Source organism: Microbacterium sufflavum (genome assembly GCF_023091155.1).
Taxonomy (GTDB): Bacteria; Actinomycetota; Actinomycetes; order Actinomycetales; family Microbacteriaceae; genus Microbacterium; species Microbacterium sufflavum.
Genome location: NZ_JAHWXK010000001.1, coordinates 563,788 through 585,111 on the forward strand (window position 1 = coordinate 563,788; position 21,324 = coordinate 585,111).

Below are 21,324 nucleotides of genomic sequence, written 5' to 3' on the forward strand. Positions count from 1 at the left end.
GTCGCCAGCGGCCCTCCCTCATGCATCAGGAAAGGATCAACGATGATCAAGGCCCGACTCCTCCCCCTCGTCGGCATCGCGGCAGTGTCCGCGCTCGCCCTCGCCAGCTGCTCCACCCCCGCCGGAGACGACGGCGGCTCCTCCTCGGAGGACGTCGAGGTGCGCATGCTCGTCAACGTCACCCCGAACCTGACCGAGGAGTTCTGGAACGACCTCGTCGCCCCGTTCGAGGAGGCCAACCCGAACATCGACGTCGTCATCCAGAACCCCGGCGCGGAGGGCGTGGAGGCCGCCGTGCCCCGCCTGCTCGCGGCCGGCGACGCCCCCGACGTCGTGCAGTCGATCGCCCCGACGACGAAGCTCGCGCCCGAGCTCGTCGACCTGTCCGGGTACGAGTGGGCCTCGTCCGGTCCCCTCGCCGACCAGTACTCGATCGACGGCAAGAACTACATGGCCGGGATCGGCGTGCAGCTGCAGAGCCTCTTCTTCTACAACAAGACCGCGTTCGAGGAGGCCGGCATCACCGAGGTGCCCACCACCGTCGACGAGCTCACCGAGGCCCTCGGCAAGCTGAAGGCGGCGGGGTGGACCCCGATCCAGACCGGCGGCGACTGGATGAGCAGCCACACGCTGCAGGCCCTCGGCCTGCCGACGATCATCGCCGAGGACCCGGAATGGTTCCAGAAGATGTCGTCCGGCGAGGACACCTTCAGCGAGACCTACGGCGACGCGGTCGAGACCTACGCGGAGTGGGTGTCCGAGGGCTACATCCCCACCGACGCGCTCGGCATCAAGTACCCCGACGCCGAGCAGGCGTTCCTGTCGGGCAAGACCGCCGTGTACTCGATGGGCAGCTGGTTCGCCGGCACGCAGGCCAAGGCGGCCGAGTCGGCCGACATCGGGGTCTTCCGCGCCCCGTCGTTCGACGGCGACGAGCAGCCCGCGATGGGTGCCAACATCGCCAGCCCGTACTCGATCCTCAAGTCCAGCGAGCACCAGGACGCCGCGGCGAAGCTCGTCGAGTTCCTCACCACCGACCAGACCGCGGTCAGCGACCAGCTGGCGGTCGACGGCAACTTCCGCGACGGCTACGAGTACGACATGACGCCGCTGGGCGAAGAGCTGCTGCAGATCGTCGCCGACACGCCCGCCGAGGCCTACACCCCCACCGGCGGCGGCTACGGCGAGCGCACGCTCCCCGACGGCTACCCGGGCGAGATCAACACCCAGACCCAGGCCCTCATCGGCGGCGCCTCCGCCGAGCAGGTCCTGAAGGCCATGGACGACTGGTTCGCCGCGAACGCCGGCTGACCGCTCGAGGCGCCGGGGACCGCATCCGTCCCTGGCGCCTCCCCGGCGCCGCATCCGCGCCACCCCCACCAACGCGCCACCGAGAACGAGAGTGCCGCCATGACTCCGCCCACCACGACCGCGCCGCCCCCGGCCGCGGCAACCGCCCCGACAGGACCATCGACGCCGATGAGCTCGACCCCCGCCCCCCGCAAGCGCTCCGCGCTGCAGCGGTGGCGGCACCGCCTCCCCGGCATCCTCATGGGAGGGCCCGCCGTGGCCGTCTTCCTGGCGATGTTCGTCATCCCGATGATCCTCGCCGCGGTGCTGAGCTTCACGGACTGGAACGGGTACAGCCTCAACTTCACGTTCGTCGGCTGGGAGAACTACATCAAGGCGTTCCGCAGCCCCCGCTCCACCCAGGCCGCGATCTTCACCGGCATCATCGCCGTGGTCGGCACGATCCTCTGCAACGCCATCGGTCTCGCGATCGCCGCGCTCATCGCCGGTCCCGGCCGCTCGAACACGATCCTGCGCACTATCTTCTTCTACCCGTACGTCATCAGCGCCCTCATCATCGGGTTCCTGTGGTCGGCGATGCTCTCCCCCAGCGGCGCCGTCAACGGGTTCCTCACCACCGTCGGCCTGCCCGCGATGCCCTTCCTCACCGACCCCACCTTCGCGAAGGCGAGCGTGATCTTCACGATCGTGTGGTCGCACTTCGGCTTCAACATGATCCTGTTCCTCGCCGGCATCAAGTCGGTGCCCGCCGAGTACTACGAGGCCGCGACCGTGGACGGCGCCTCGCGCTGGCAGCAGTTCCGCTCCATCACCCTGCCGCTCATCGCGCCGGTGTTCACGGTGAACCTGGTGCTGACCCTCGTCGGGCTCCTCAAGGCCTACGACGTGGTGCTCTCCCTCACCGACGGCGGCCCGGCGGGCTCCACCCAGACGATCGTCTACCAGATCCTCAAGGACTCGTTCGCGAACTCGGCCCTCGGGTTCGGCGCCGCGCAGTCCATGATCCTCCTCATCGTCACCGCGGTCATCGGTCTCGCCGTCACGCTGGTGCGACGCCGCTCCGAGAAGAAGGCGACCGACTGATGAAGCAGACCCGCAACCGGCCGGCGCTCGCGGTGAGCGCGATCCGCTGGATCGTCCTCGGCGTCGTGGCGATCACCATGCTGATCCCGATGTACACGATGGTCATCAACGCCTTCAAGCCGCAGGCGGAGATCATCGAGAACCCGCTCCTGATCACGCCGCAGATGTTCACGTTCGAGTACCTGTGGGAGGCGATCACGAGCAGCAAGTTCAACGTGATCGCGGCCTACGGCATCACGCTCCTGTTCGTCGTGCTCGTGAACCTCTGCTGCATCGCCCTGGCCGCACCGGTCGCCTACGTGATCGCCCGCGGCCGCTCCAAGTGGCACCTGGGGCTGCTGCTGCTGTTCGTCTCCGGCCTGTTCATCCCGGGGCAGGTCACGCTGATCCCCGTCGTGTTCGTGCTGCGGGTGCTCGGACTGATCAACACGATCCCGGGCTTCATCCTCTTCGAGACGGCGGCGACGCTCCCCGTGACGATCTTCCTGTTCACCGCGTACCTGCGCAGCGTGCCGCGCGACATCGACGAGGCCGCGTCCCTCGACGGCGCCGGTCCGATCCGCGCGTTCTGGGCGTGCGTCTTCCCGATCATGAAGCCGGTCGTGGCGACGGCGGTGGTGCTGAACTCGATCGGCGTGTGGAACGACTTCGTGAGTCCGCAGATCATCCTCGGCCCCAGCTCCGGCATCTACACCGTCACCACGGGTGTGTACGCCGCCGTCGGGCAGTTCTCCACCGACTACACGCAGGTGTTCCCGACCCTGCTGCTCGCCGTGCTGCCCGCGATGGTGTTCTTCATCGTGATGCAGCGCCACATCATCGGCGGCCTCGTGGCCGGCGCGACGAAGGGATGACCGTGCCCGCGCATCCGCTCACCCGCCCCCTGCGGGCGATCCCGGCCTGGGCCGTGCTGCAGCGGCGCCTCTTCGCCGAGATCGAGGAGGCCCGCCGCGTCTTCCGCGACCGGTACACACTCCCCGACGGCCGCCTCCGCGGCGTCGCCGAGTTCGTGGACCGCGACGGGGTCGACGACCTCTACGAGCCGTTCTTCAACTGGCCGGCCTTCTACCTGCTCGGCGGGCCCGACGAGGTGCTGGCCGACGCCAAGCGGCACTGGGAGGGCGTGACGGTGCAGCTCGCGGAGGCGGGCATGCTCGCCGACGAGTACGACAACGGCTACGACTGGTTCCACCAGGGCGAGTCGCTGCTGCTGTTCGCGGGGATCTGCCAGGCCGACCCGGCCGACACGGCGTTCGCGGCGCGCGCCGCCCGGTTCTCCGCGCTCTTCACCGATCCCGCGAAGGGCAACTACGACCCGGAGCACACCATCATCCGCGCGCCGCACAACGGTGCCCTGGGCGCTCGATCGGGCCTGGACGAGAAGATCGTGCCGTATGTGGCCGACCGGGCCGAGATGCGACCCTACGGTCTGCCCCTGCACGGGCTCGACGGCATCCGCACCTGGGACGACCTCGCCGACCCGGACAACGCGCACCGCATGGCCGAGGAGATGCAGCGTCGCGCCGCGGGCGACATCGCCGTGAACCTCGCCGCCACCTCGCTCGCGGCGAACCGGTGGCTGTACGACGGCGACGCCGCCGCGGCCGACTGGATCGAGCAGTACGTCGACGGGTGGCGGACACGGGCCGACGGCGGGCTGCTCCCCGACAACGTCGGCCCCGGCGGCACGGTGGGCGAGCTCCACGACGGGCGCTGGTGGGGCGGCCACTACGGGTGGGCGTGGCCGCACGGACTGCACTCCGTCGGCATGAGCGCCCTCATCGGCGCCCTCAACCACGCGCTCGTCACCGGCGACGATGCCGCCCTCGACCTCGTGCGCACGATGCTCGACACCGTGCTCGCCGAGGGCCGCACGGGCACCGTCGCCGACTCGACCTACAGCCTGCGCGGCGGCTGGATGGCCCGGCTCGGAGCCGCAGCCACGCAGCCCGGGGTCCTCGTGCCCTACCGCCACGGACCCGACGGGTGGTTCGACTTCGGTCCGCTGCAGCTCGACCTGCCGCTGTGGCTGTGGTGGTGGTCGCGCTCGACCGCTGACCGCAGCCGCCTGGAGCGCGCGATCGCGGGACTCCCCTCCTCCGCCGACCCCGTCGCGCCCTTCCGCGACAAGGAGGAGGCGGGGCACGAGGCCGGATGGTTCGCCTATCTCCGCGGAGACCTGCCGGAGTACCCGGTGCGCGCGCTCGAGATGGCGCTCGGTCAGGTCGCGCGGCGCACGGCCATGATGCTCGCCGACGACCGCGATCCGGATGCCGCCCACCTGCACTTCTGGCAGCGCGTCAACCCCGTCGTGACCGAGGTGCTCACGCAGCTCGTCGCCGGGGCCCCGCAGGTGCTCTACAACGGCGGGCTCGGGTTCACCGCGCTCCGCTACGAGGACGCCGACCGCGGCCGGCCGGGGCTCCCGCCCGACGTCGCCGCGCTCGTGCACCGCCTCGACGACCGCGGGATCGGCGTGCAGCTGGTGAACACCTCGGCCGTGCACACCCGCACCGTGCGGCTGCGCGGCGGCCGCTTCGGCCTCGACCGCATCGTGGAGGTGACCGCGACCGCGGAGGACGCCTCGGGCTGGCCCGGCGCCTCCGGCACGTACGCCGGACCGGAGGGCGAGATCGTCACGCACACCTTCCCCTGCGACGACGACCTCGTCGTGACCCTGCCACCGGCGCACCTCGCCGACCTCGACCTGACCATCGCGCGCGCGACCGGCTCGCCGCGCCACCTCTTCCCCGAAGGAGCCGCATGAGCGACCTGATCCGACCCGACTTCCCCCTGCCCGTGCGGGGGGCGGCGTACCAGCGGCCGTCCCGCGACGTGCTCGACTCCTTCGACGCGATCTCCGCGGCGACCGCCTGCGCCAAGCTCCACGGCCTCGGGATCCGCCGCAGCTACATCGAGGGACCGGAGCCGCTGAGCCTCGGCCAGCGCGTGGTCGGCTCCGCCCTGACGCTGCAGTTCATGCCGCAGCGGGAGGACATGGCCTCGGGCGACGGCCAGGAGTACGCCGAACGGCACACGGCCCTGTGGCACGTGCTCGAAGCGGTGCAGCCGGGGGACGTGCTGGTGATCCAGGCGTACGGCAGCCGCTTCTCCGGCTGCGTGGGCGACATCCTCGCGCGCTACTTCGCCCGCAAGGGCGGCGCGGGCATCGTCGTGGACGGGCGCATCCGCGACGCCGGCCGCATCCGCGAGCTCGGGATTCCCGTGTGGTCGACCGGCACGACCCCGCACTACGCCTCGCAGTCGGAGCTCGTGCCGTGGGCGTTCGACGTGCCCGTGGCGGTGGGCGGTGCGCTGTGCATGCCCGGCGACCTGGTCGTGGCCGACGACGACGGACCGGTCGTAGTTCCGCAGGCGATGGCGCCCCAGGTGGTCGAGGACGCGCAGGATCATGAGGAGTGGGAGGTGTTCAGCCGCAAGCGCCTCGACGAGGGCGCCCGGCTGAGCGACTACTACCCACTGACCCCCGACAGCCGCGAGGAGTACGAGGCATGGCGTTCCGTCCGCAGCTCCGTCCTCTGAACCCGGCCATCGCCGCCCGCGACGACGTCGGGCTCGGCTGCGCCCCCATCGGCAACCTGTTCGCGCCGGTGCCGGACGCGGATGCCGTCGACACCGTGCACGCGGCCCTCGCCCGCGACGTGCGGTTCTTCGACACGGCGCCGCTGTACGGCTCGGGAGAGAGCGAGCGCAAGCTCGGCCTCGCCCTGCGCGGCGTGCCCCGCGACGACTACGTGCTGGCGACCAAGGTGGGACGGGTGCTCGTCGACGCCGAAGGCGCCCCGGTGCGCGGTGCGGTGAGCGGGCACGATTCCGTGGTCGACCTCAGCCGCGACGGCATCCTCCGCAGCCTCGACGGCAGCCTCGCCCGCCTCGGCGTGGACCGGGTGGACGTGCTGCACCTGCACGACCCCCTCGATGTGGAGGCCGCGTTCGCGACGGCCTTCCCGGCCCTCCTCGACCTGCGGGACCAGGGCGTGGTGCGGGCGATCAGCGTCGGGCTCGGGCGCCTCGACCCGCTGGAGCGCTATGTGGCCGAGGTGCCGCTCGACGTGGTGATGGAGGCCGGGCGGCTCACGCTGCTCGACCGCACGGCGCTCGACCGCCTCGTCCCCACCGCTCGGGCACGGGGCATCGGTGTCCTGGCGGCGGCGGTGTTCAACTCCGGCATCCTCGTCGACCCGGTCGGCTCGCCGTTCTACGAATACAAGCCGGCGCCCGCCGCGCTGCAGGAGAGGGCGCTGCAACTGCAGGCCGTGTGTGCGGCACACGACGTGCGGCTGGCCGACGCCGCCGTGCAGTTCCCGCTGCGCCACGGCGCCGACGCGGTGGTCGTGGGCGCGCGGACGCCGACCGAGGTGCACGCGTTCGTCGACGGCCTCGACGCCGCGCTCCCCGCGGCGCTGTGGGATGCACTCGACGAGGAGGCCGTGTGAGCGGGCGGCGACGGCGGCTCCCCCGTGCCGCGGGCGCCGCGGTCATCGCGGTCGCCGCCTGATGGCGCCGCACGGGACCTGACATGCGGATCGTCGATGCCCACGTGCACGTCTGGGATGTGGACGCCGTGCCGATCCCCTGGTTCCGCGACGACCTCGACCTGCCGCGGCACGCCTCCGCCGTCGGGCTCGGACGGGAGGTGACCGCGGCCGGTGTCGCCTCCGCGATCGCGGTGCAGGCCGCGGACTCCGTGGCGGAGGCGGAGTGGCTGACCGCGACCGCCGCGCGCGACCCGTTCCTGCGGCGCGTGGTGCTGCAGTACTCCCCCGCGCCCGGACGAGCGGCCGGTGCGACCGGCGTCGCCGTCACCCCCGCGGTCGTCGGCGTGCGGGCGGCGGTGCCCCAGTTCGCCGCCGACCTGTCCGACGTGGACGGCCTCGACGCGCTCGCCGACCACCTCGGCGCGACCGGCCGTGCGCTCGAGCTGCTGATCCGCCCGGAGCAGCTGCCCGCCGCCGCCACCCTCTCTCGCCGGCACCCGGGCACCGCGATCGTGGTGTGCCACCTGGGCCTCGGGGCGCGGACGGCCGACGGCACGTGGCGGGCAGCACTGGACGAGGCCGCGTCGGCGCCGGGGGTGTCGGCGAAGGTCTCCGGGCTCGACCTCTCGGCCCGCGGCGCGGAGGAATCGCGCGGCCTGCTGCGGCTGGCGTTCGACCTCTTCGGCGCGGAGCGGCTGGCGTTCGGCAGCGACTGGCCGATGTCGACGCGGAGCATCGGCTATGCGGACGTGCTCGCCGCGACGCGCGCGGCGCTGCCCCGCCTTTCCGGCGCCGAGGAACGGGCGTTCTGGTCCGCGACCGCCGACCGCCTCTACCCCACGGGCGCCTGACCCCCGCCGTCTGTCTCGTCGCGCGGCGGCTGGCACGGAGTCGCGGGACGGCGCGGGAAGGTTAGGCGTCGTCGAGGAGGGTGCCGGCGGCGTGGCGACGGAACAGCGCGGACGCGGCCTCGACATCGCCCGCGTCGAGCACGTCGAGCAGCCCCTTGTGCCAGTCGGCCACCTCGTGCCAGTCGCCGGTGAACGTCGGGTCGCCCAGCACGTGCATCACCCGCAGGCTCGGCTCGAGCAGATCCCACATCCGCGGCAGGTACACGTTGCCGCTCGCCTCGATCACGGCGCGGTGGAACGTGAAGTCGAGCTCGCGGAAACGGGCGAGGTCGGCGGATTCGGCCGCCTCATGCATCTGCGCGATGAGCGACACGAGCTCGTCGCGGCGGGCGGCGTCGAGCGCGCCGCACGCGAGCCGGCCGGCCAGGCCCTCGAGCTCGACCCGGGCGACCTTGGCCTGCTCGGCCTCCTCGGCGGAGTAGCTCGCGACGAAGTTGCCCTGGTGCCGCACGTGCGACACGAGCCCCTCGTGCGCGAGGCGCTTGAGGGCGTCGCGCACGGGAGCCTGGCTCACCTGGAGCTGTCGCGCGAGCTGGGACTCGACGAGCTGCTCGCCCGGGGCGAGGGTCGACTCCTTGATCATCGCCTTGATCATCGCGTAGATCTGATCCGACAGCAGTCCTCGCTGCAGTCCCGCTGTGCCCAGAGCATCCGTCATGACCATCAGTCTACGTCCATTATCGACTATCGCTAATGGACGCGGCCGTGCGCCAGGCCTCGGCGATCAGCGCCGATCCGCGCGGCGTCGGATGCACGCCGTCCGGGGCGAGCTCCGCCACCGGCTGCCGTGTGGCGGCGGCCGTGAGCACCTCGTGGAGCGGCACGAAGGCGGCGCCATGCGACGCGGCCAGGTCGCGCACGACCGCCCGCTTGCCGTCGAGGTCGTCGAGCCACTCGCGCTGCTCCTCCGTCACCGGAAGGAAGTACGGCTCCATGAGGATCAGGCGGGGGCCGCGCTCCCCCGCGACGCCGGCCAGCAGCGGGTCGAGCGTCGCCCGGAACTCCTCCGCCGACGTCGGGTCGTCGCTGTCGAACCGTCGCCACATGTCGTTCACGCCGACGTACACGGTCAGCAGCTCCGGCGCGGTCGGCAGGAGCTCGGAGTCCCACCGGGCGGCCAGGTCGCGCGCACGGTTCCCGGCGATGCCGAGGTTCCGCACGGTCGCGCCGGCCGCCCGCAGCTCCGGGGCGAGGAGGGCCACGTAGCCGTCACCGAGGGAGTCGGGGTCGGCACGGTCGCGCCCCGCATCCGTGATGGAGTCTCCGATGAACGTCACTCGCACCGGGGCACCTCTTCCTCATCGTCCTTGAGCTTGGGCTTGACCGAGGTCTCCAGCTCGACCGTCGCGCCCGCGTAGGCCACGGTCAGCGTCTGGTGCGGACGCACCTTGCTGCTGTCGAACCCGCTCACCATATCGGCCGTGACCTGCTGCGTCGTGAGGGTGCCGTCGCTCCAGCGCACCCCGAGGATCATCCCGGTGACGTCGAGCTCCTCGCCGCGCAGGTAGCGGGTCTTGGGGTCGGCCTCCGCGGCCCAGCAGATGCCGGTCACGCTCGCGGGCGGCGGCGTGGGGCGCACGGCGAGGGCCGTCGTCTTGCCGTAGTGGTACACGTTGAAGAAGCCGTCCGCTCCGATGCGCAGGTTCTCCCGCGCATCGACCATGCTCCACACGGTCACGCCGTCCACCCGGAACACGATGCGCGTGCCCTCGCCCTCCGCGATCGCGCCGAACTCGATGCGGTGCGAGGTGTCGGGGGCGATGACGGTGTTGGGGATCGCGTCGAGCATCGTCTGACCGGGGGTCCAGCTCTGGAACTCGATCGTGTCCTGCTTGATCACCACGAGGTACCCGGTGTTGGAGTTCTGCCACGCGGGCACACCGGTCTGGTCGGACCGCGCCTGGAAGCCGTACCACCCTCCGGAGAAGGCACCGAAGTCCGCGTCGAACTGCAGGAGCGTGTCGCCGAAGCGCTCGCCCTCGTAGCCGTGCACCCCCTCGCCGCTGATCACCACGCCCGCGTCGTCGACGGCGATGTGGTCGGATGTGCTCCAGGCCGCGGGGTCCTTCAGCTGCGCGTCGAGCCAGGTCGTCGGGTACTCCGCGTCGGCGACGGTGACCGTCAGGGTGTCGCTGAACGCGGGGTCCGCGACCGAGGTGGCCGTGATGGTCGCGGTGCCCGCGGCGACGGCGGCGATGCGGCCGTCCGCCACCGTGGCGACCGCGGGGGCGTCGCTGGTCCAGGTCACCCTGGCGTCGCTGGCGTCCTGCGGGGCGACCGTCGCGGCGACCGTCCGCCGCTCCCCCACCGAGAGCGCCACCGCGTCGGCGTCGAGGGTGACCCCGGTCACGGGCACCCCGGAGAGGGAGAACCCGATGTCGTCGAAGTCCAGCGACGGGTAGTTCTCGACGTAGAAGCCCACGCGACCGGCCGCACCCGGCGCGGGATCGGCCCCCTCGAGGGCGATCGCGCCGTTGACGGAGATGCGGATCCGCCCGTCCTGGACCGCGATGCGCACGTGCGAGGTCGCACCGGGGACGAGGCCCTGCTCGGCGGGCACGACCTTCTCGGCGACGACCTGCCAGGCGTCGTCGAAGATGGTCCAGGTCGGGCCGGCCGCGGCCTGACGGAAGCGGATGTAGCCGCCGCCCTTGCCGTTGCGATCGTACACGATGAGCCCCGCGTTGGTGGGCGTCGTCGCCGGTGTCGTCACGTCGAAGTCGAGCACGAACTCGGTGAAGTCGCGGGGCAGGATGCTGTTCGCGCCCTTGAGGATCCGGTAGACCTTGTCACCCGTGGCGTCGGCCTGGATGCTGCGGTTGGGGTCGGTCGCCCAGCCGTTCGATCCCGACTCGAAGTCGGTGAAGTGCAGCACGCCGTCGCCCTCCTCCACGATCACCTCGATGGTCGCGGTCTTGGCGGCGTCGGCCTTCGCGGTCGCCGTGATGGTCGTGGTGCCGGGGCCCATGCCCAGCACGACGCCCGTGTCGTCCACGGTCGCGACGGCGGCGTCGGCGGAGGCGTAGGTCACCGCGGTGTCGTCGGCGTTCCAGGGCAGCGGCACGGCGCGCACGCGCACCTGGTCGCCGGCGTCGATCGTGACCGAGTCGCTGTCGAAGGCGATGTCCTCCAGCGGGACGGACTGCGGCTGCTGCGTCTGGCCGATGTGTCCGTCGACCCCGATCTCACCGAACGCGATCGCCTCGAAGCCGGGGATCTGGTCGAACACGGCGGCGTCGGCCTTCAGCGTGTAGTCGCCGCCGGCGGCGTCGACGAACCCGGGGTCGGCGTCGGCCACCCAGTTGTCCTCGTAGTTCAGCAGGTTCTTGCCGTCCTTGGCGCCGTGCTCGTTGACGCCCGCCATGCGGGGGCGGTTCGGGTTCCAGACCACGTTCTCGGCGAACGTGCTGTGGTTCGGGAAGTAGTGGTCGTCCTCGAAGAAGTGCCCGAGCTCGGGGTACTTCTCCAGATACGGCGTGCCGACGAAGTCGTTGTTGTCGGCGAACACCTGCTGCCAGGCGGGCATGTAGTCCTTGTCGACGACGTTGCCCTCGTGGTCGCCCATCCACTGCTCGTAGTTGTCGTAGGGCGCGTAGGCGTCGACGAAGACGTTGTTGCGCGCCTCGATGTAGTCGGCGGATCCGCTCTTGATGGCGCCGTTGCCCATGTTGACGAACACGTTCTTCTCGATCGTGAGGTCCCACGTGAAGTTGTCGGCGTAGATGCCCTCGACGCCCGCCATGCCGGCGCCGATGTCGTGGAAGTAGTTCTCCCGGAAGACGTGTCCGCGCTGCTGCGGCGTCTTGCCGGAGTTCATGTAGATCGCGCCGAGGTCGTGGAACTGCTTGCAGACGTCGTACACCTCGTTGCGCTCGAAGAGGTGGTCGTTGCCGTGCACGATGATGCCGGGGTGCGGCGCGTCGTGGATCTCGTTGTTCTTGGCGACGTTGCCGACCCCGTCGAACATCACACCGGGGTTGTAGGCCTTGTGGTAGTACGCGAAGTCGGCGATCTCGGAGTTCTCGACCCGGTTGCGGCCCGGCTCGAGGGTGGTCTTGTCGCCGCCCTGGAGCACCACGCCGACGCCGCCGACGTGCGTGAGCCGGCTGTCGGTGACGGCATGGTCGCGGCCGCCGCGGTTCACCGGGATGCCGTCGTAGGTGTAGCGCCCCGGCGAGTTGATGAGCACGCCGCCGTCGGTGAAGTTGCGGATGTCGCTGTGCGAGATCGTGACGTGGGAGCCGCCGAGGATCACGGCGGCGGTGGCGCGGCCGTACTCCAGGACGAGGTCGTCGAAGTTCACGTACGACGCCCCGTCGGCGCGCAGCATCGGCTCGTCGAGCGTGGTGACGGTGACGTCGCCGCGTCCGGACGTGAAGGCGGCGTTGGGGATGAGGTAGAGCTTCCCCGCCGCGCGGTCGATGTAGTACTCGCCCGGTGCGTCGAGCTCCTCCAGCAGGTTCTGCGCGAAGTGGAAGTCGGGGAACCAGCTCTTCATGATCCCGGACATCTCGCCGTAGCGGAGGGTGATCGTCTTCGCCGCGGTGTCGATGCTCTCGATCTTGTTGTACGACCACTCCCAGCTGTAGCCGAAGATGCCGTCCAGCCACACGTCGTCGGCCTGGGTCCAGTACTGGGGCCGGTCGTAGCCGTACGTGAAGGTGCCGCCGCGGTTCTGCAGATCCGGGTCGTTGCGGTCGGGGCCGACGTCGATGATGTCGCCCATCTGCACGGTGGGGGTGGCGGCGTCGGCGTTGGGCCAGCGCGCGAGCGTCATGCCCTGGCCGTCGATGAAGAGCTCCATCGGCGGGGTGGTGCTGACGTCGTTGGCCTTCCAGTAGCCGTGGCGGCTGAGCTGGCCGTAGTCGGTGATGCCGAGGTCGGCGAGGTCGACCGCGACCACCTGGTCGCGGGCGGCGGGGTCGATGATCCGGTCGGTGACGGCGGCGTCCTCGACGGGCGCGAACTCGTCGCGGGGCAGCGCGCGACCGCCGGTGAGCGTGGCGGTCTCGCCCGGATAGGAGCGGTAGGTGATCGGGGCGTCGGCGGTACCGGAGTCCTGCTCGCCGATCTCGAACGAGGCGCTGCGCGGGTACTCGCCCTCGCGCAGGTAGACCGTGAGGCCGTCTGCGGGGATCTGCTCGTCGGCTTTGAGTGCCCGGATGCGGTCCCTGGCTCCCTCGAGGGTGGCGAGCGGGTCGTCCTTGGTTCCGGCGGCGTCGTCGTCACCCCCCGGTGCGATGTAGAGGGCGTCGTCGTCGACCGCGGCCGACGCCGCGGGGGCGACGCCGAGGGCGGATCCGAACACGGCGGCCAGGGCCAGTCCTGCCAGCACACGCTTCATTGCGTCTCCGAACTCTCGATTCCCGCGCGAAGAGCTCGCGCGGTGCCGCAGCGGGCGGCTGCACAGGACCCTACCCAATCGATAATCGACTATCAAGGATCGATTCTTAAGCATGTGCAGCGCTTCACAGATTTCACAGTTCATACCAATTCATCACTCTTGGGCTCTCCGGTTGACGAGTCCGTAATCTGCCGGAAATACTGAGGAAGCCCGAGACCGCACCGCGAGCGTGCGGACACATCACCCCAGGCCAAGGATGACCTAGATGACAGAACAGACCATTTCCTCACAGATAGGAACAGGTCGCCGCCCCCGTCGCCTCTCCGACGGGATGTTCGCGCTCCTCCTCACGGCCCCCGGCCTCGCGCTCCTCGCCGCGGTCGTCGTGTACCCGCTCATCACCGCGCTGATCACCGCGTTCTACAAGCAGAGCCTCGTCGAACCGGGACGCGAGTTCGTCGGCTTCCAGAACATCGTCGACGTCCTCACCGGGGAGTTCGTCCAGCTCCTCGTGCAGACCCTCGTCTTCACGCTCGGCACGACCATCGCGCCGTTCGTCATCGGCTTCGGTCTCGCGCTCGCCCTCAACACGCGCATCCGCGGCGCCAAGGTGCTGCGCGGCCTCATGCTCATCCCCTGGCTGATCCCCGGCGTGGTCGTGTCGTTCCTGTGGATGTGGATCTTCAACGCCAACTACGGCGTGCTCAACGCGGCCCTGGAGACCGTGGGACTCATCGACTCCCCGCAGGCGTGGCTCGCCAACCCCACCACCGCCATGATCGCCGTCATCGTCGCGAAGACCTGGCAGTCGTTCCCCTGGATGATGGTCATGCTCCTCGCCGGCCTGCAGACCGTCCCGATCGAACTGCACGAGGCCGCGGAGATCGACGGCGCCGGGACCATCCGCCGCTTCTTCTCCATCACGGTCCCGCAGATGAGCGGCATCATCGGGCTCGTGATCCTGCTGGAGTTCATCTGGAACTTCCAGCACTTCGACATCATCTATGTCCTCACCGGCGGCGGCCCCGCCGGCTCCACCCAGACCTTCGCCACGGCGGTGTACGAGACCGCGTTCGACGGCTTCGACCTCGGTCACGCCGGCGCGATCGGGCTCCTCTGGATGGTCCTGCTGATGGCGCTCGTCGTCGTCTACGTCCGCCTGTCCGAGAAGGGAGAGAAGCGATGACCGCCGTGCTGACCGAGGAGACGGTGACCGCCGTCGCCGCCCCGCCCGCTCCCCCGCGGCGCCGCCGCACCCGCGCCGACCGCCGCGCCTCCACCATCAGTGCCTGGATCGCCGTGGTCGTGTTCGGCGGGTTCGCGCTGCTGCCCGTGTACTGGCTGCTCGCGACCTCCCTCACCCCGCGCACCGAGGTGTTCAGCTACCCGCCCAAGCTCTTCCCCACGGAGATCACCTTCGAGGCCTATGCCGCGCTCGCGAACAACCCCGCGCTGTTCGGCTACCTCCGCAACAGCATCGTGGTCTCGGTCATCACCGCGATCCTCTCGGTGCTGGTCTCCGCCTACATGGGCTACGCGTTCTCGAAGTTCCGCTACCGCGGGCGCCGCAGCCTCATGTACTTCGTGCTGGCATCGCAGATGTTCCCGCAGGCGCTGCTGCTCATCACCCTCTACGCGGTGTTCTCGGCCTATGGGCTGCTGAACACCTACACGGCGCTGGTGCTGTCGTTCACCACGTTCACGCTGCCGCTGTGCGTGTGGATGCTGAAGGGCTTCTTCGACACGATCCCGGACGAGCTCATCGAGGCCGCCCGCGTCGACGGCGCCTCCCGGATGCGCATCATCCACTCGATCGTCCTGCCGCTCGCGGCCCCCGGCCTCATCGCCGCCGGACTGTTCGCGTTCGTCCGCGGCTGGAACGACTTCATCTTCGCCCTCACCCTGGCCGGACCCGACAAGCAGACCCTGCCGCCCGGCCTCGTCAACACGTTCATCGGCGAGGCGTCGACCGCCTGGCCGGAGCTCATGGCGGCCTCGCTCGTGGTCTCGCTCCCCGTGGCCATCGCGTTCATCGCCCTGCAGCGCTTCCTCGTCGGCGGTCTCACCGCCGGCGCGGTCAAGGGCTGACCCGCACCACCCCTCACCCGCAGTCCCTCGAAGAAGAGAGAGCACCCCCATGTCCGAGAACACCACCGTCTCCCGTCGCCAGCTCCTCCAGTTCGCCGGGCTCGGCGCCGCCGGCCTCCTGCTCGCCGGCTGCATGCCGAGCGGCGGCGGCAGCGGCTCCACCAGCCCCGCGTCGTCCGCCGGCTCCGCCTTCGGCACCGGCGACTTCACCGCCACCGACTTCTCGTTCTCGAGCTGGTCGCTCACCGAAGAGGCCGCGGCCCCGGCCACCCGCGCCCTGCTGGAGGGCTACACCAGCGCCCAGAAGGTCGGCATCACCGAGGTGTCGTTCCCCTACAACGAGTACTTCAAGCAGCTCATGCTGCAGGTGCGCGGCGGGCAGTTCACGGGCGCCGCCCACGTCGACGTCGCCTGGCTCGCCTCCCTCGCCGCCCTCGGCAAGCTCGAAGACGTCTCGGCGCTCACGAAGGACCGCGGCTACACGGCCTCCAGCCTCGAGGCCACTCAGCTCGACGGCGTGCAGTACGCGTTCCCGTGGACCATCGGCGCGATCGGCCTCATCACCAATTCCGAGATCCTCGACAAGGCCGGCATCTCGCAGTTCCCGACCACGGTCGACGACTTCGAGTCGTCGCTGAAGAAGCTCAAGGGTCTCGGCGGCGGGCTCATCCCCTACGCCGCCTCCACCAAGGCCGCCCAGCTCAAAGACATCCTCATCTGGATGCAGACCTTCGGCAGCGACCTCGTCAAGGACGGCGAGGTCACGATCGGCGACGACGCGAGCATCGAGGCGGTGTCCTGGTACAAGTCGCTGTACGACCAGGGCCTCATCGCCGCCGACGTCGACCGCTTCGACGCCCGCTCCCTGTTCGCGCAGGGGCGTGCCGCCATCTACGACGACGCCCCGGTGGGCCGCGGCTCCGTCACCAAGGACTCGCCGGACCCGGACCTCGCGTCCAAGCTCGTGCCCGAGTCGCGGCCGGTCCTGAAGAAGGGCGACACCCCGCGCGCGCTCGTGTGGGGCGGCGCGATCGCGATCGTGGGCGGAGGCGAGGGCGACAGCGCCCGCACCGCCGCCGACTTCGGGCAGTGGGCCACGAGCGACCTCGACGCCGTGCTCGGCGACTACGAGCTGCGGGGCCTGCCGCCCGTGACCGAAGAGGCCCAGACGTCCGAGGTCGTCTCGTCCGATGCGTTCGGCGCCCGCTTCGCGGAGAAGATCACCGCGACCGCCACCACCAACCCGTTCTGGCAGTTCCCCCAGTACGCGCAGATCGAGACCGCCATCGCCGACCGCGTGCAGGCCGTGCTCGTGGGCCAGCAGAGCGCCAAGGACGCCATGTCCCAGGCCGGCGACGAAGCGCAGAAGCTGCTGGGCTGAGGCCGCCGCCATGTCCTTCCGCTCGAAGACCGGCGCCGCCGTCGCCGCCGTGGTCGCCGCCGTCGCGCTCGCCGTGCCCGCACAGGCCGACGTCACGACCACCACCGTCGAGACCCTGCCCGTCACGGTCGACAGCTCCAACCAGTCCGGCTGGTGGAACCCGCTCGTCGTCGTCGGCGACCGCACCTTCTTCGCCTACAACGTGCCGGGCTCGGTCGCCGCGAAGCACCGGGTGAACGTCGCCGTGCGCGCCGCGGACGGCACGTGGACCTCGGGGTGCCTGAAGCTCGCCACGGGCGTCTGCGCCGAGTACGACGACGACAATGGCCACAACCAGCCGTCGCTCGCCGTCGACGGGAACGGACACATCCACGCGTTCGTGTCGATGCACCACGAGCCCTGGAAGTACTTCCGCTCCACGACGCCGTTCGACGTCACCTCGCTCGTCGACGTCAGCGCCGAGATGCCCGACGCCGGTGCCGCGATCTCGTACCCGGTGACCGCCCAGGGCGCGGACGGGGACGTATGGCTCATGGTCCGCGTCGGCGCCGACCCGCAGGCCCGCAGGGACGGCGTGCTGTACCACTACGATCCCGCCGTCGGCACGTGGGCCCGCGAGACCGTGATCGCCGCCGCCGTCAACCACTCCTTCTACCCGGACGACCTCGAGGTCGATGCCGACGGCAGGGTGCACGTGCTGTGGGAGTGGGGGCCCTGGCCCGCCGATCCCTACCGTCACCTCGGCTCGTACGCGGTGTACGACCCGGCCACGGGCGGCTTCCGCGACGTCGCCGGCCAGGCCCTGCCCACCCCGATCCGTCCGGACACCCCCGGGGCGGTCGTGTGGCGCGGGCACGAGCAGGGCGAGACCATCGGCGACGCCGTGCCCGCCGTGCAGACCGCGAAGATGGCGATCGCCGACGGCGCGCTGGTCGGTGTCACCTACCGCTACGCCGACACGACCGAGAACGACTTCGACGTGCGCTGGGCCACCTGGAACGGCTCGGCCTGGACGAGCGAGACCCTCGTGGACACCGGCGCCCTCGGCAGCGGCGTGCAGACGATCGCCGCGCTGGACACCACGACCGCGGGCTCCGAGACCCGTGTCTACGCCGTGGTGTCGGTGCAGGACTGCGGAGTGACCCGCACGCAGACGGTGCTGCTGTCGCACACGTCCGGCGCGTCGGGCTGGGCGGTCGAGGCCGTCGGCGACCCGGTCACCGGGCAGCAGCGCCTCCGGGCGGCCACGCGCGATGACGGCACCGATGTGGTGTACCTGAGCGCACCCGCGGTTCCGGGCGGCGGCACCCTCCGCCACGCCGAGGTGCCGCGCGACGGGCAGCAGGGCGGCACCTCCCTCGCCGCGATCGTGTCCGCCCTGCGCGGCGACGCCGGCGGCTGCACGGACACGGGCTCGTGACCACCGCCGTCGCCGCAGCCGCCCTCTGAGCGGCACCCCTCTCCCCACCCCCGAAAGGACCCCCATGCGCACCCAGACCGTCGAAGCCGACATCATCGTCGTCGGCGGCGGCCTCGCCGGAGTGAGCGCCGCCGTCGCGGCCGCCCGCCTCGGCCGACGTACCGTGCTGATCAACAACCGGCCGGTGCTCGGCGGCAACTCCTCGTCGGAGGTGCGGGTGTGGGTGTGCGGGGCGACCGCGCACGGCAATCAGCGCTGGGCGCGCGAGACCGGGATCATCGGCGAGATGTACCGCGAGAACCAGTACCGCAATCCCGAGGGCAACCCGGTGTACTGGGACGACGTGGTGCTCGACATCGTGCGCCGGGAGCCCCACCTCACCCTCTTCCTCAACACCGAGGTGCTCGAGGCCGAGGCCACCGGACCCGACGACGCCCGTCGGGTCCGGTCGGTCACCGGGTGGACGATGGGCTCGGAGATCCGCACGGTGTTCCGTGCCCCGCTGTTCATCGACTGCACGGGCGACGGCCTGGTGGGGCGCCTGGTCGGTGCGCGGCACCGGCTCGGCAAGGAGAGCAGGAGCGAGTTCGGCGAGGACTGGGCCCCCGAGCAGCCGGTGCGGGAGTTCCTCGGCTCGACGCTGCTGTTCTACACGAAGGACCTCGGGCACCCGGTCAAGTACGTCGCCCCCGAGAGCGCGAAGGACATCTCGACGACGCCGATCCCGTCCTCCCGCATCATCCGCAGCGGCGACAGCGGCGCCCACTACTGGTGGATCGAATGGGGTGGCACGCTCGACATCGTCGACGACAACGAGGCGATCCGCGACGAGCTGCGCTCCGTGATCCTGGGTATCTGGGACCACATCAAGAACTCCGGCGAGTTCGACGCCGACACCCTCACCCTGGAGTGGATCGGGAACATCCCCGGCAAGCGCGAGTACCGCCGCTTCATCGGCGACTACACGCTGCGCCAGCAGGACATCCTGGAGCAGACGTCGTTCGACGACGGCATCGCGTTCGGCGGCTGGTCCATCGACCTGCACCCCGCCGAGGGCATGTACGCGTCGGGCGCCGGCGCGGTGCAGCGCTTCTCCGACGGGGTGTTCGAGATCCCGTTCCGGTCGCTGTACTCCGTCAACGTCGACAACCTGCTCATGGCCGGTCGCGACATCTCCGCGACGCACATCGCGTTCGGGGCCGCGCGGGTCATGGCCACCTGCGCCGCGATGGGTGAGGCCGCGGGCACCGCCGCCGCCCTCTGCTATGCGTTCGACGCCACCCCGCGCGAGCTGTACGAGCAGCACCGCGCGGAGCTGCGCCAGACGCTGCTGCGCGCCGACGCCAGCCTCATCGGCGTCGCCAACGAGGACGACTCCGACCTCGCCCGCACCGCCGCCGTGACCGCCTCCAGCACGCTGCGCACCATCGGCACCGCGGCGAGCGCCACCGCGGACGCCGTCCCGCACGCGCTCGTCGAAGACCTCGGCATCGTGGTTCCGGTGCATCCGCGACTGGAGACGACCGAGCTCCTGCTCTCCGCCGAGGCCGACACGCAGGTCACCGTCGAGGTGTGGTCGACGGGTCGCCCGCAGAACGTCGTGCCCGCGCGGCTCGAGCACCGCACCGTGGTGGAGGTTCCGGCCGGCGGACCCTCGTGGGTGCGCGCGGACACCCCGTTCGCCCCGGACGAGCCCCAGAACGCGATCGTCGTGGTGAGGGCCGCCCCTGGCGTGCACGCGCACCTGACGTCTCCGCTGCCGCCCGGCGTGCTCACGCTGGTGCACCGCGTCGACAACGACGACCGCAACGTCGAGGTCGACCGCGACGGCCTGCTGGTGCAGTGGCCGACGAAGCCCCTGCGCGGACGCAGCCCCGTGTTCCGCACGAGCCCGCCCTCGGAGGCGCTGGCCCCGGAGCGGGCGACGTCGGGGTACAACCGGCCCTTCGGCGGACCCCACCTGTGGGCGTCGGACCCCGCGGCGGACGGGCCCGCCTGGCTCCGCCTGGACTGGGAGCACCCCGTCGAAGCCGCGGAGGTGCGCCTGGTGTTCGACGACGACGTCGACCTCGAGCTCAACACGCTGCACCACCACCGCAGCCCCGACGAGGTGATGCCCCCGCTCGTGCGCGACTACCGTGTCGAGGTGCAGGCGCCCGGTGCGGACGAGTGGCGCGTGGTCGCCGAGGAGCACGACAACCGCCATCGACTGCGGGTGCACCCGCTCCCCGCCGACCTCGGGCCGTTCACCGCGGCGCGCCTCGTGGTGGAGCGCACGAACGGCGCCGCGGAGGCCAGGGTCGTCGCGTTCCGGGTGCAATCGTGACGGAGAGCGCTAACGTGAAGGGCATCCGCCGGCACGGCGGCGACCGTCGTCCCTCCAGGAGGCCGCAGGTGACCACCTCGCCCGGCGGCCGCGTGCTCCCCGCCGCGCGCGCCACCCGTACGGGCCTCATCGCGCTCGCGGTGCCGCACCTGGAGGAGCCCTACTTCGCCGAGCTGGGGTCGCGCATCGTGCGCGCCGCCGATGAGCGCGGTCTCGCCGTGCTCATCGTCCAGACCGAGGGCGACCACGGCCGCGAGATCGACGTCGCGAACGGTGTGGGGCTCCCGCCGATCGACGGTCTCATCCACATCCCGCGCTCCCTCACGGTGGCCGACCTCACCCGCCGCACGTCGCCGGGCCCGCTCGTGCTGCTGGGCGAGCACATCCAGGTGAGCCCGTTCACGCACGTGACGATCGACAACCGCGCGGCGGCGTTCACGGCCACCGAGCATCTCCTGGCGGTCGGCTGTCGTCGCATCGGCTTCGTCGGGCGCCGTGACGCGCGCCCCTCGGATGCGGCGGACCGGCGGCACACCGGATACCTGGAGGCCCTCGCGGCTGCGGGGCTTCCCGCCGACCCCGTCCTCACCGCACAGGTCGATGCGTTCACGGCGGAGGAGGGCGAGCGGGTGGCGGGGGCCATGGCGGCCGCGATCTCCGACCTCGACGGCCTCGTGTGCTCGAACGACTCGGTGGCCCTCGGCGCTCTCGCTGCCCTGCAGGCGCGGGGGCGACGGGTGCCGGCCGATGTCGCGGTGGTGGGGATCGACGACATCCGCGCCGCGCGCTTCGCGGTCCCCGCGCTCACGACGATCGCCCCCGACCACGAGAAGCTCGTCGATGCCGCGTTCACCGAGCTGGAGCGTCAGATCGCCGCCCCGCCCGGAGCCGACCTCCCGGTGCGGCACGTGACCGTCGATGCCCGGCTCGTCCGTCGGGCGAGCACGGCTCGATGACCGTC

Annotated in this window: 16 protein-coding genes; 13 read left to right on the forward strand and 3 right to left on the reverse strand. The window is 71.0% G+C overall.

The window, feature by feature from the left end:
• Nucleotides 1-42: 42 nt before the first annotated feature.
• From KZC56_RS02915 to KZC56_RS02945, 7 genes are all read left to right on the forward strand, one after another.
• Entirely contained in the window at nucleotides 43-1,311 is a 1,269-nt protein-coding gene (locus KZC56_RS02915; protein WP_247637821.1) for an ABC transporter substrate-binding protein, read from the forward strand.
• Between the two features lie 168 nt (nucleotides 1,312-1,479).
• Nucleotides 1,480-2,394 carry a carbohydrate ABC transporter permease gene (locus KZC56_RS02920; RefSeq protein ID WP_136029567.1) on the forward strand — a complete coding sequence of 305 codons (915 nt, stop codon included), beginning with the start codon at nucleotides 1,480-1,482 and terminating at the stop codon, nucleotides 2,392-2,394.
• Complete coding sequence (locus KZC56_RS02925) at nucleotides 2,394-3,248, forward strand: carbohydrate ABC transporter permease (protein ID WP_136029520.1); 855 nt, start codon at nucleotides 2,394-2,396, stop codon at nucleotides 3,246-3,248. Before KZC56_RS02920 ends, KZC56_RS02925 begins: the two co-directional genes overlap by 1 nt.
• A complete protein-coding gene (locus KZC56_RS02930) occupies nucleotides 3,245-5,161 on the forward strand; it encodes a DUF8034 domain-containing protein (RefSeq protein WP_247637822.1) in 1,917 nt (638 codons plus the stop codon). Before KZC56_RS02925 ends, KZC56_RS02930 begins: the two co-directional genes overlap by 4 nt.
• Nucleotides 5,158-5,937, forward strand: a complete 780-nt coding sequence (locus tag KZC56_RS02935) for an RraA family protein (RefSeq protein ID WP_136029516.1) — start codon at nucleotides 5,158-5,160, stop codon at nucleotides 5,935-5,937. Before KZC56_RS02930 ends, KZC56_RS02935 begins: the two co-directional genes overlap by 4 nt.
• Nucleotides 5,907-6,851 carry an aldo/keto reductase gene (locus tag KZC56_RS02940; RefSeq protein ID WP_247637823.1) on the forward strand — a complete coding sequence of 315 codons (945 nt, stop codon included), beginning with the start codon at nucleotides 5,907-5,909 and terminating at the stop codon, nucleotides 6,849-6,851. The genes KZC56_RS02935 and KZC56_RS02940 overlap by 31 nt, the downstream gene beginning before the upstream one ends.
• Before the next feature lie 83 nt (nucleotides 6,852-6,934).
• Nucleotides 6,935-7,744, forward strand: a complete 810-nt coding sequence (locus KZC56_RS02945; RefSeq protein ID WP_247637824.1) for an amidohydrolase family protein — start codon at nucleotides 6,935-6,937, stop codon at nucleotides 7,742-7,744.
• Between the two features lie 61 nt (nucleotides 7,745-7,805).
• Here the strand turns inward: KZC56_RS02945 and KZC56_RS02950 are convergent, their stop codons facing one another.
• Genes KZC56_RS02950 through KZC56_RS02960 form a run of 3 tightly spaced genes read right to left on the reverse strand, consistent with a single transcriptional unit; the run spans nucleotide 7,806 to nucleotide 13,148 of the window.
• Nucleotides 7,806-8,462 carry a GntR family transcriptional regulator gene (locus tag KZC56_RS02950; protein WP_136044536.1) on the reverse strand — a complete coding sequence of 219 codons (657 nt, stop codon included), beginning with the start codon at nucleotides 8,460-8,462 and terminating at the stop codon, nucleotides 7,806-7,808.
• A 19-nt stretch (nucleotides 8,463-8,481) separates the two neighbouring features.
• Nucleotides 8,482-9,081, reverse strand: a complete 600-nt coding sequence (locus KZC56_RS02955; protein WP_206252573.1) for an SGNH/GDSL hydrolase family protein — start codon at nucleotides 9,079-9,081, stop codon at nucleotides 8,482-8,484.
• Nucleotides 9,078-13,148: an Ig-like domain-containing protein gene (locus KZC56_RS02960; RefSeq protein ID WP_247637825.1), complete on the reverse strand. Its 4,071-nt coding sequence runs from the start codon at nucleotides 13,146-13,148 to the stop codon at nucleotides 9,078-9,080. The genes KZC56_RS02955 and KZC56_RS02960 overlap by 4 nt, the downstream gene beginning before the upstream one ends.
• 331 nt (nucleotides 13,149-13,479) lie before the next feature.
• Here KZC56_RS02960 and KZC56_RS02965 point away from each other — a divergent pair, with 331 nt between their 5' ends.
• From KZC56_RS02965 to KZC56_RS02990, 6 genes are all read left to right on the forward strand, one after another.
• A complete protein-coding gene (locus KZC56_RS02965) occupies nucleotides 13,480-14,334 on the forward strand; it encodes a carbohydrate ABC transporter permease (RefSeq protein ID WP_205812600.1) in 855 nt (284 codons plus the stop codon).
• The gene (locus KZC56_RS02970) at nucleotides 14,331-15,236 is read left to right on the forward strand and encodes a carbohydrate ABC transporter permease (protein WP_247637826.1); all 906 of its coding nucleotides are present in this window, start codon (nucleotides 14,331-14,333) and stop codon (nucleotides 15,234-15,236) included. The genes KZC56_RS02965 and KZC56_RS02970 overlap by 4 nt, the downstream gene beginning before the upstream one ends.
• 49 nt (nucleotides 15,237-15,285) lie before the next feature.
• Nucleotides 15,286-16,617 (forward strand): type 2 periplasmic-binding domain-containing protein, encoded by a 1,332-nt coding sequence (locus KZC56_RS02975; RefSeq protein WP_136035244.1) that lies wholly within the window; start codon nucleotides 15,286-15,288, stop codon nucleotides 16,615-16,617.
• 10 nt (nucleotides 16,618-16,627) lie between these two features.
• Nucleotides 16,628-18,037 (forward strand): BNR-4 repeat-containing protein, encoded by a 1,410-nt coding sequence (locus KZC56_RS02980; protein WP_247637827.1) that lies wholly within the window; start codon nucleotides 16,628-16,630, stop codon nucleotides 18,035-18,037.
• A 64-nt stretch (nucleotides 18,038-18,101) separates the two neighbouring features.
• A complete protein-coding gene (locus tag KZC56_RS02985; protein WP_247637828.1) occupies nucleotides 18,102-20,363 on the forward strand; it encodes an FAD-dependent oxidoreductase in 2,262 nt (753 codons plus the stop codon).
• A gap of 68 nt (nucleotides 20,364-20,431) precedes the next feature.
• Nucleotides 20,432-21,319 carry a LacI family DNA-binding transcriptional regulator gene (locus KZC56_RS02990; RefSeq protein ID WP_240744503.1) on the forward strand — a complete coding sequence of 296 codons (888 nt, stop codon included), beginning with the start codon at nucleotides 20,432-20,434 and terminating at the stop codon, nucleotides 21,317-21,319.
• The last annotated feature ends 5 nt before the right edge of the window (nucleotides 21,320-21,324 follow it).

Bases quoted from the DNA above. Each gene is read 5' to 3' on its own strand.
- KZC56_RS02930 (WP_247637822.1), top strand. From the start codon at position 3,245: ATGACCGTGCCCGCGCATCCGCTCACCCGCCCCCTGCGGGCGATCCCG.
- KZC56_RS02985 (WP_247637828.1), top strand. From the start codon at position 18,102: ATGCGCACCCAGACCGTCGAAGCCGACATCATCGTCGTCGGCGGCGGC.
- KZC56_RS02940 (WP_247637823.1), top strand. From the start codon at position 5,907: ATGGCGTTCCGTCCGCAGCTCCGTCCTCTGAACCCGGCCATCGCCGCC.
- KZC56_RS02920 (WP_136029567.1), top strand. From the start codon at position 1,480: ATGAGCTCGACCCCCGCCCCCCGCAAGCGCTCCGCGCTGCAGCGGTGG.
- KZC56_RS02975 (WP_136035244.1), top strand. From the start codon at position 15,286: ATGTCCGAGAACACCACCGTCTCCCGTCGCCAGCTCCTCCAGTTCGCC.
- KZC56_RS02970 (WP_247637826.1), top strand. From the start codon at position 14,331: ATGACCGCCGTGCTGACCGAGGAGACGGTGACCGCCGTCGCCGCCCCG.
- KZC56_RS02950 (WP_136044536.1), bottom strand. From the start codon at position 8,462: ATGACGGATGCTCTGGGCACAGCGGGACTGCAGCGAGGACTGCTGTCG.
- KZC56_RS02935 (WP_136029516.1), top strand. From the start codon at position 5,158: ATGAGCGACCTGATCCGACCCGACTTCCCCCTGCCCGTGCGGGGGGCG.
- KZC56_RS02980 (WP_247637827.1), top strand. From the start codon at position 16,628: ATGTCCTTCCGCTCGAAGACCGGCGCCGCCGTCGCCGCCGTGGTCGCC.
- KZC56_RS02960 (WP_247637825.1), bottom strand. From the start codon at position 13,148: ATGAAGCGTGTGCTGGCAGGACTGGCCCTGGCCGCCGTGTTCGGATCC.
- KZC56_RS02915 (WP_247637821.1), top strand. From the start codon at position 43: ATGATCAAGGCCCGACTCCTCCCCCTCGTCGGCATCGCGGCAGTGTCC.
- KZC56_RS02925 (WP_136029520.1), top strand. From the start codon at position 2,394: ATGAAGCAGACCCGCAACCGGCCGGCGCTCGCGGTGAGCGCGATCCGC.
- KZC56_RS02945 (WP_247637824.1), top strand. From the start codon at position 6,935: ATGCGGATCGTCGATGCCCACGTGCACGTCTGGGATGTGGACGCCGTG.
- KZC56_RS02965 (WP_205812600.1), top strand. From the start codon at position 13,480: ATGTTCGCGCTCCTCCTCACGGCCCCCGGCCTCGCGCTCCTCGCCGCG.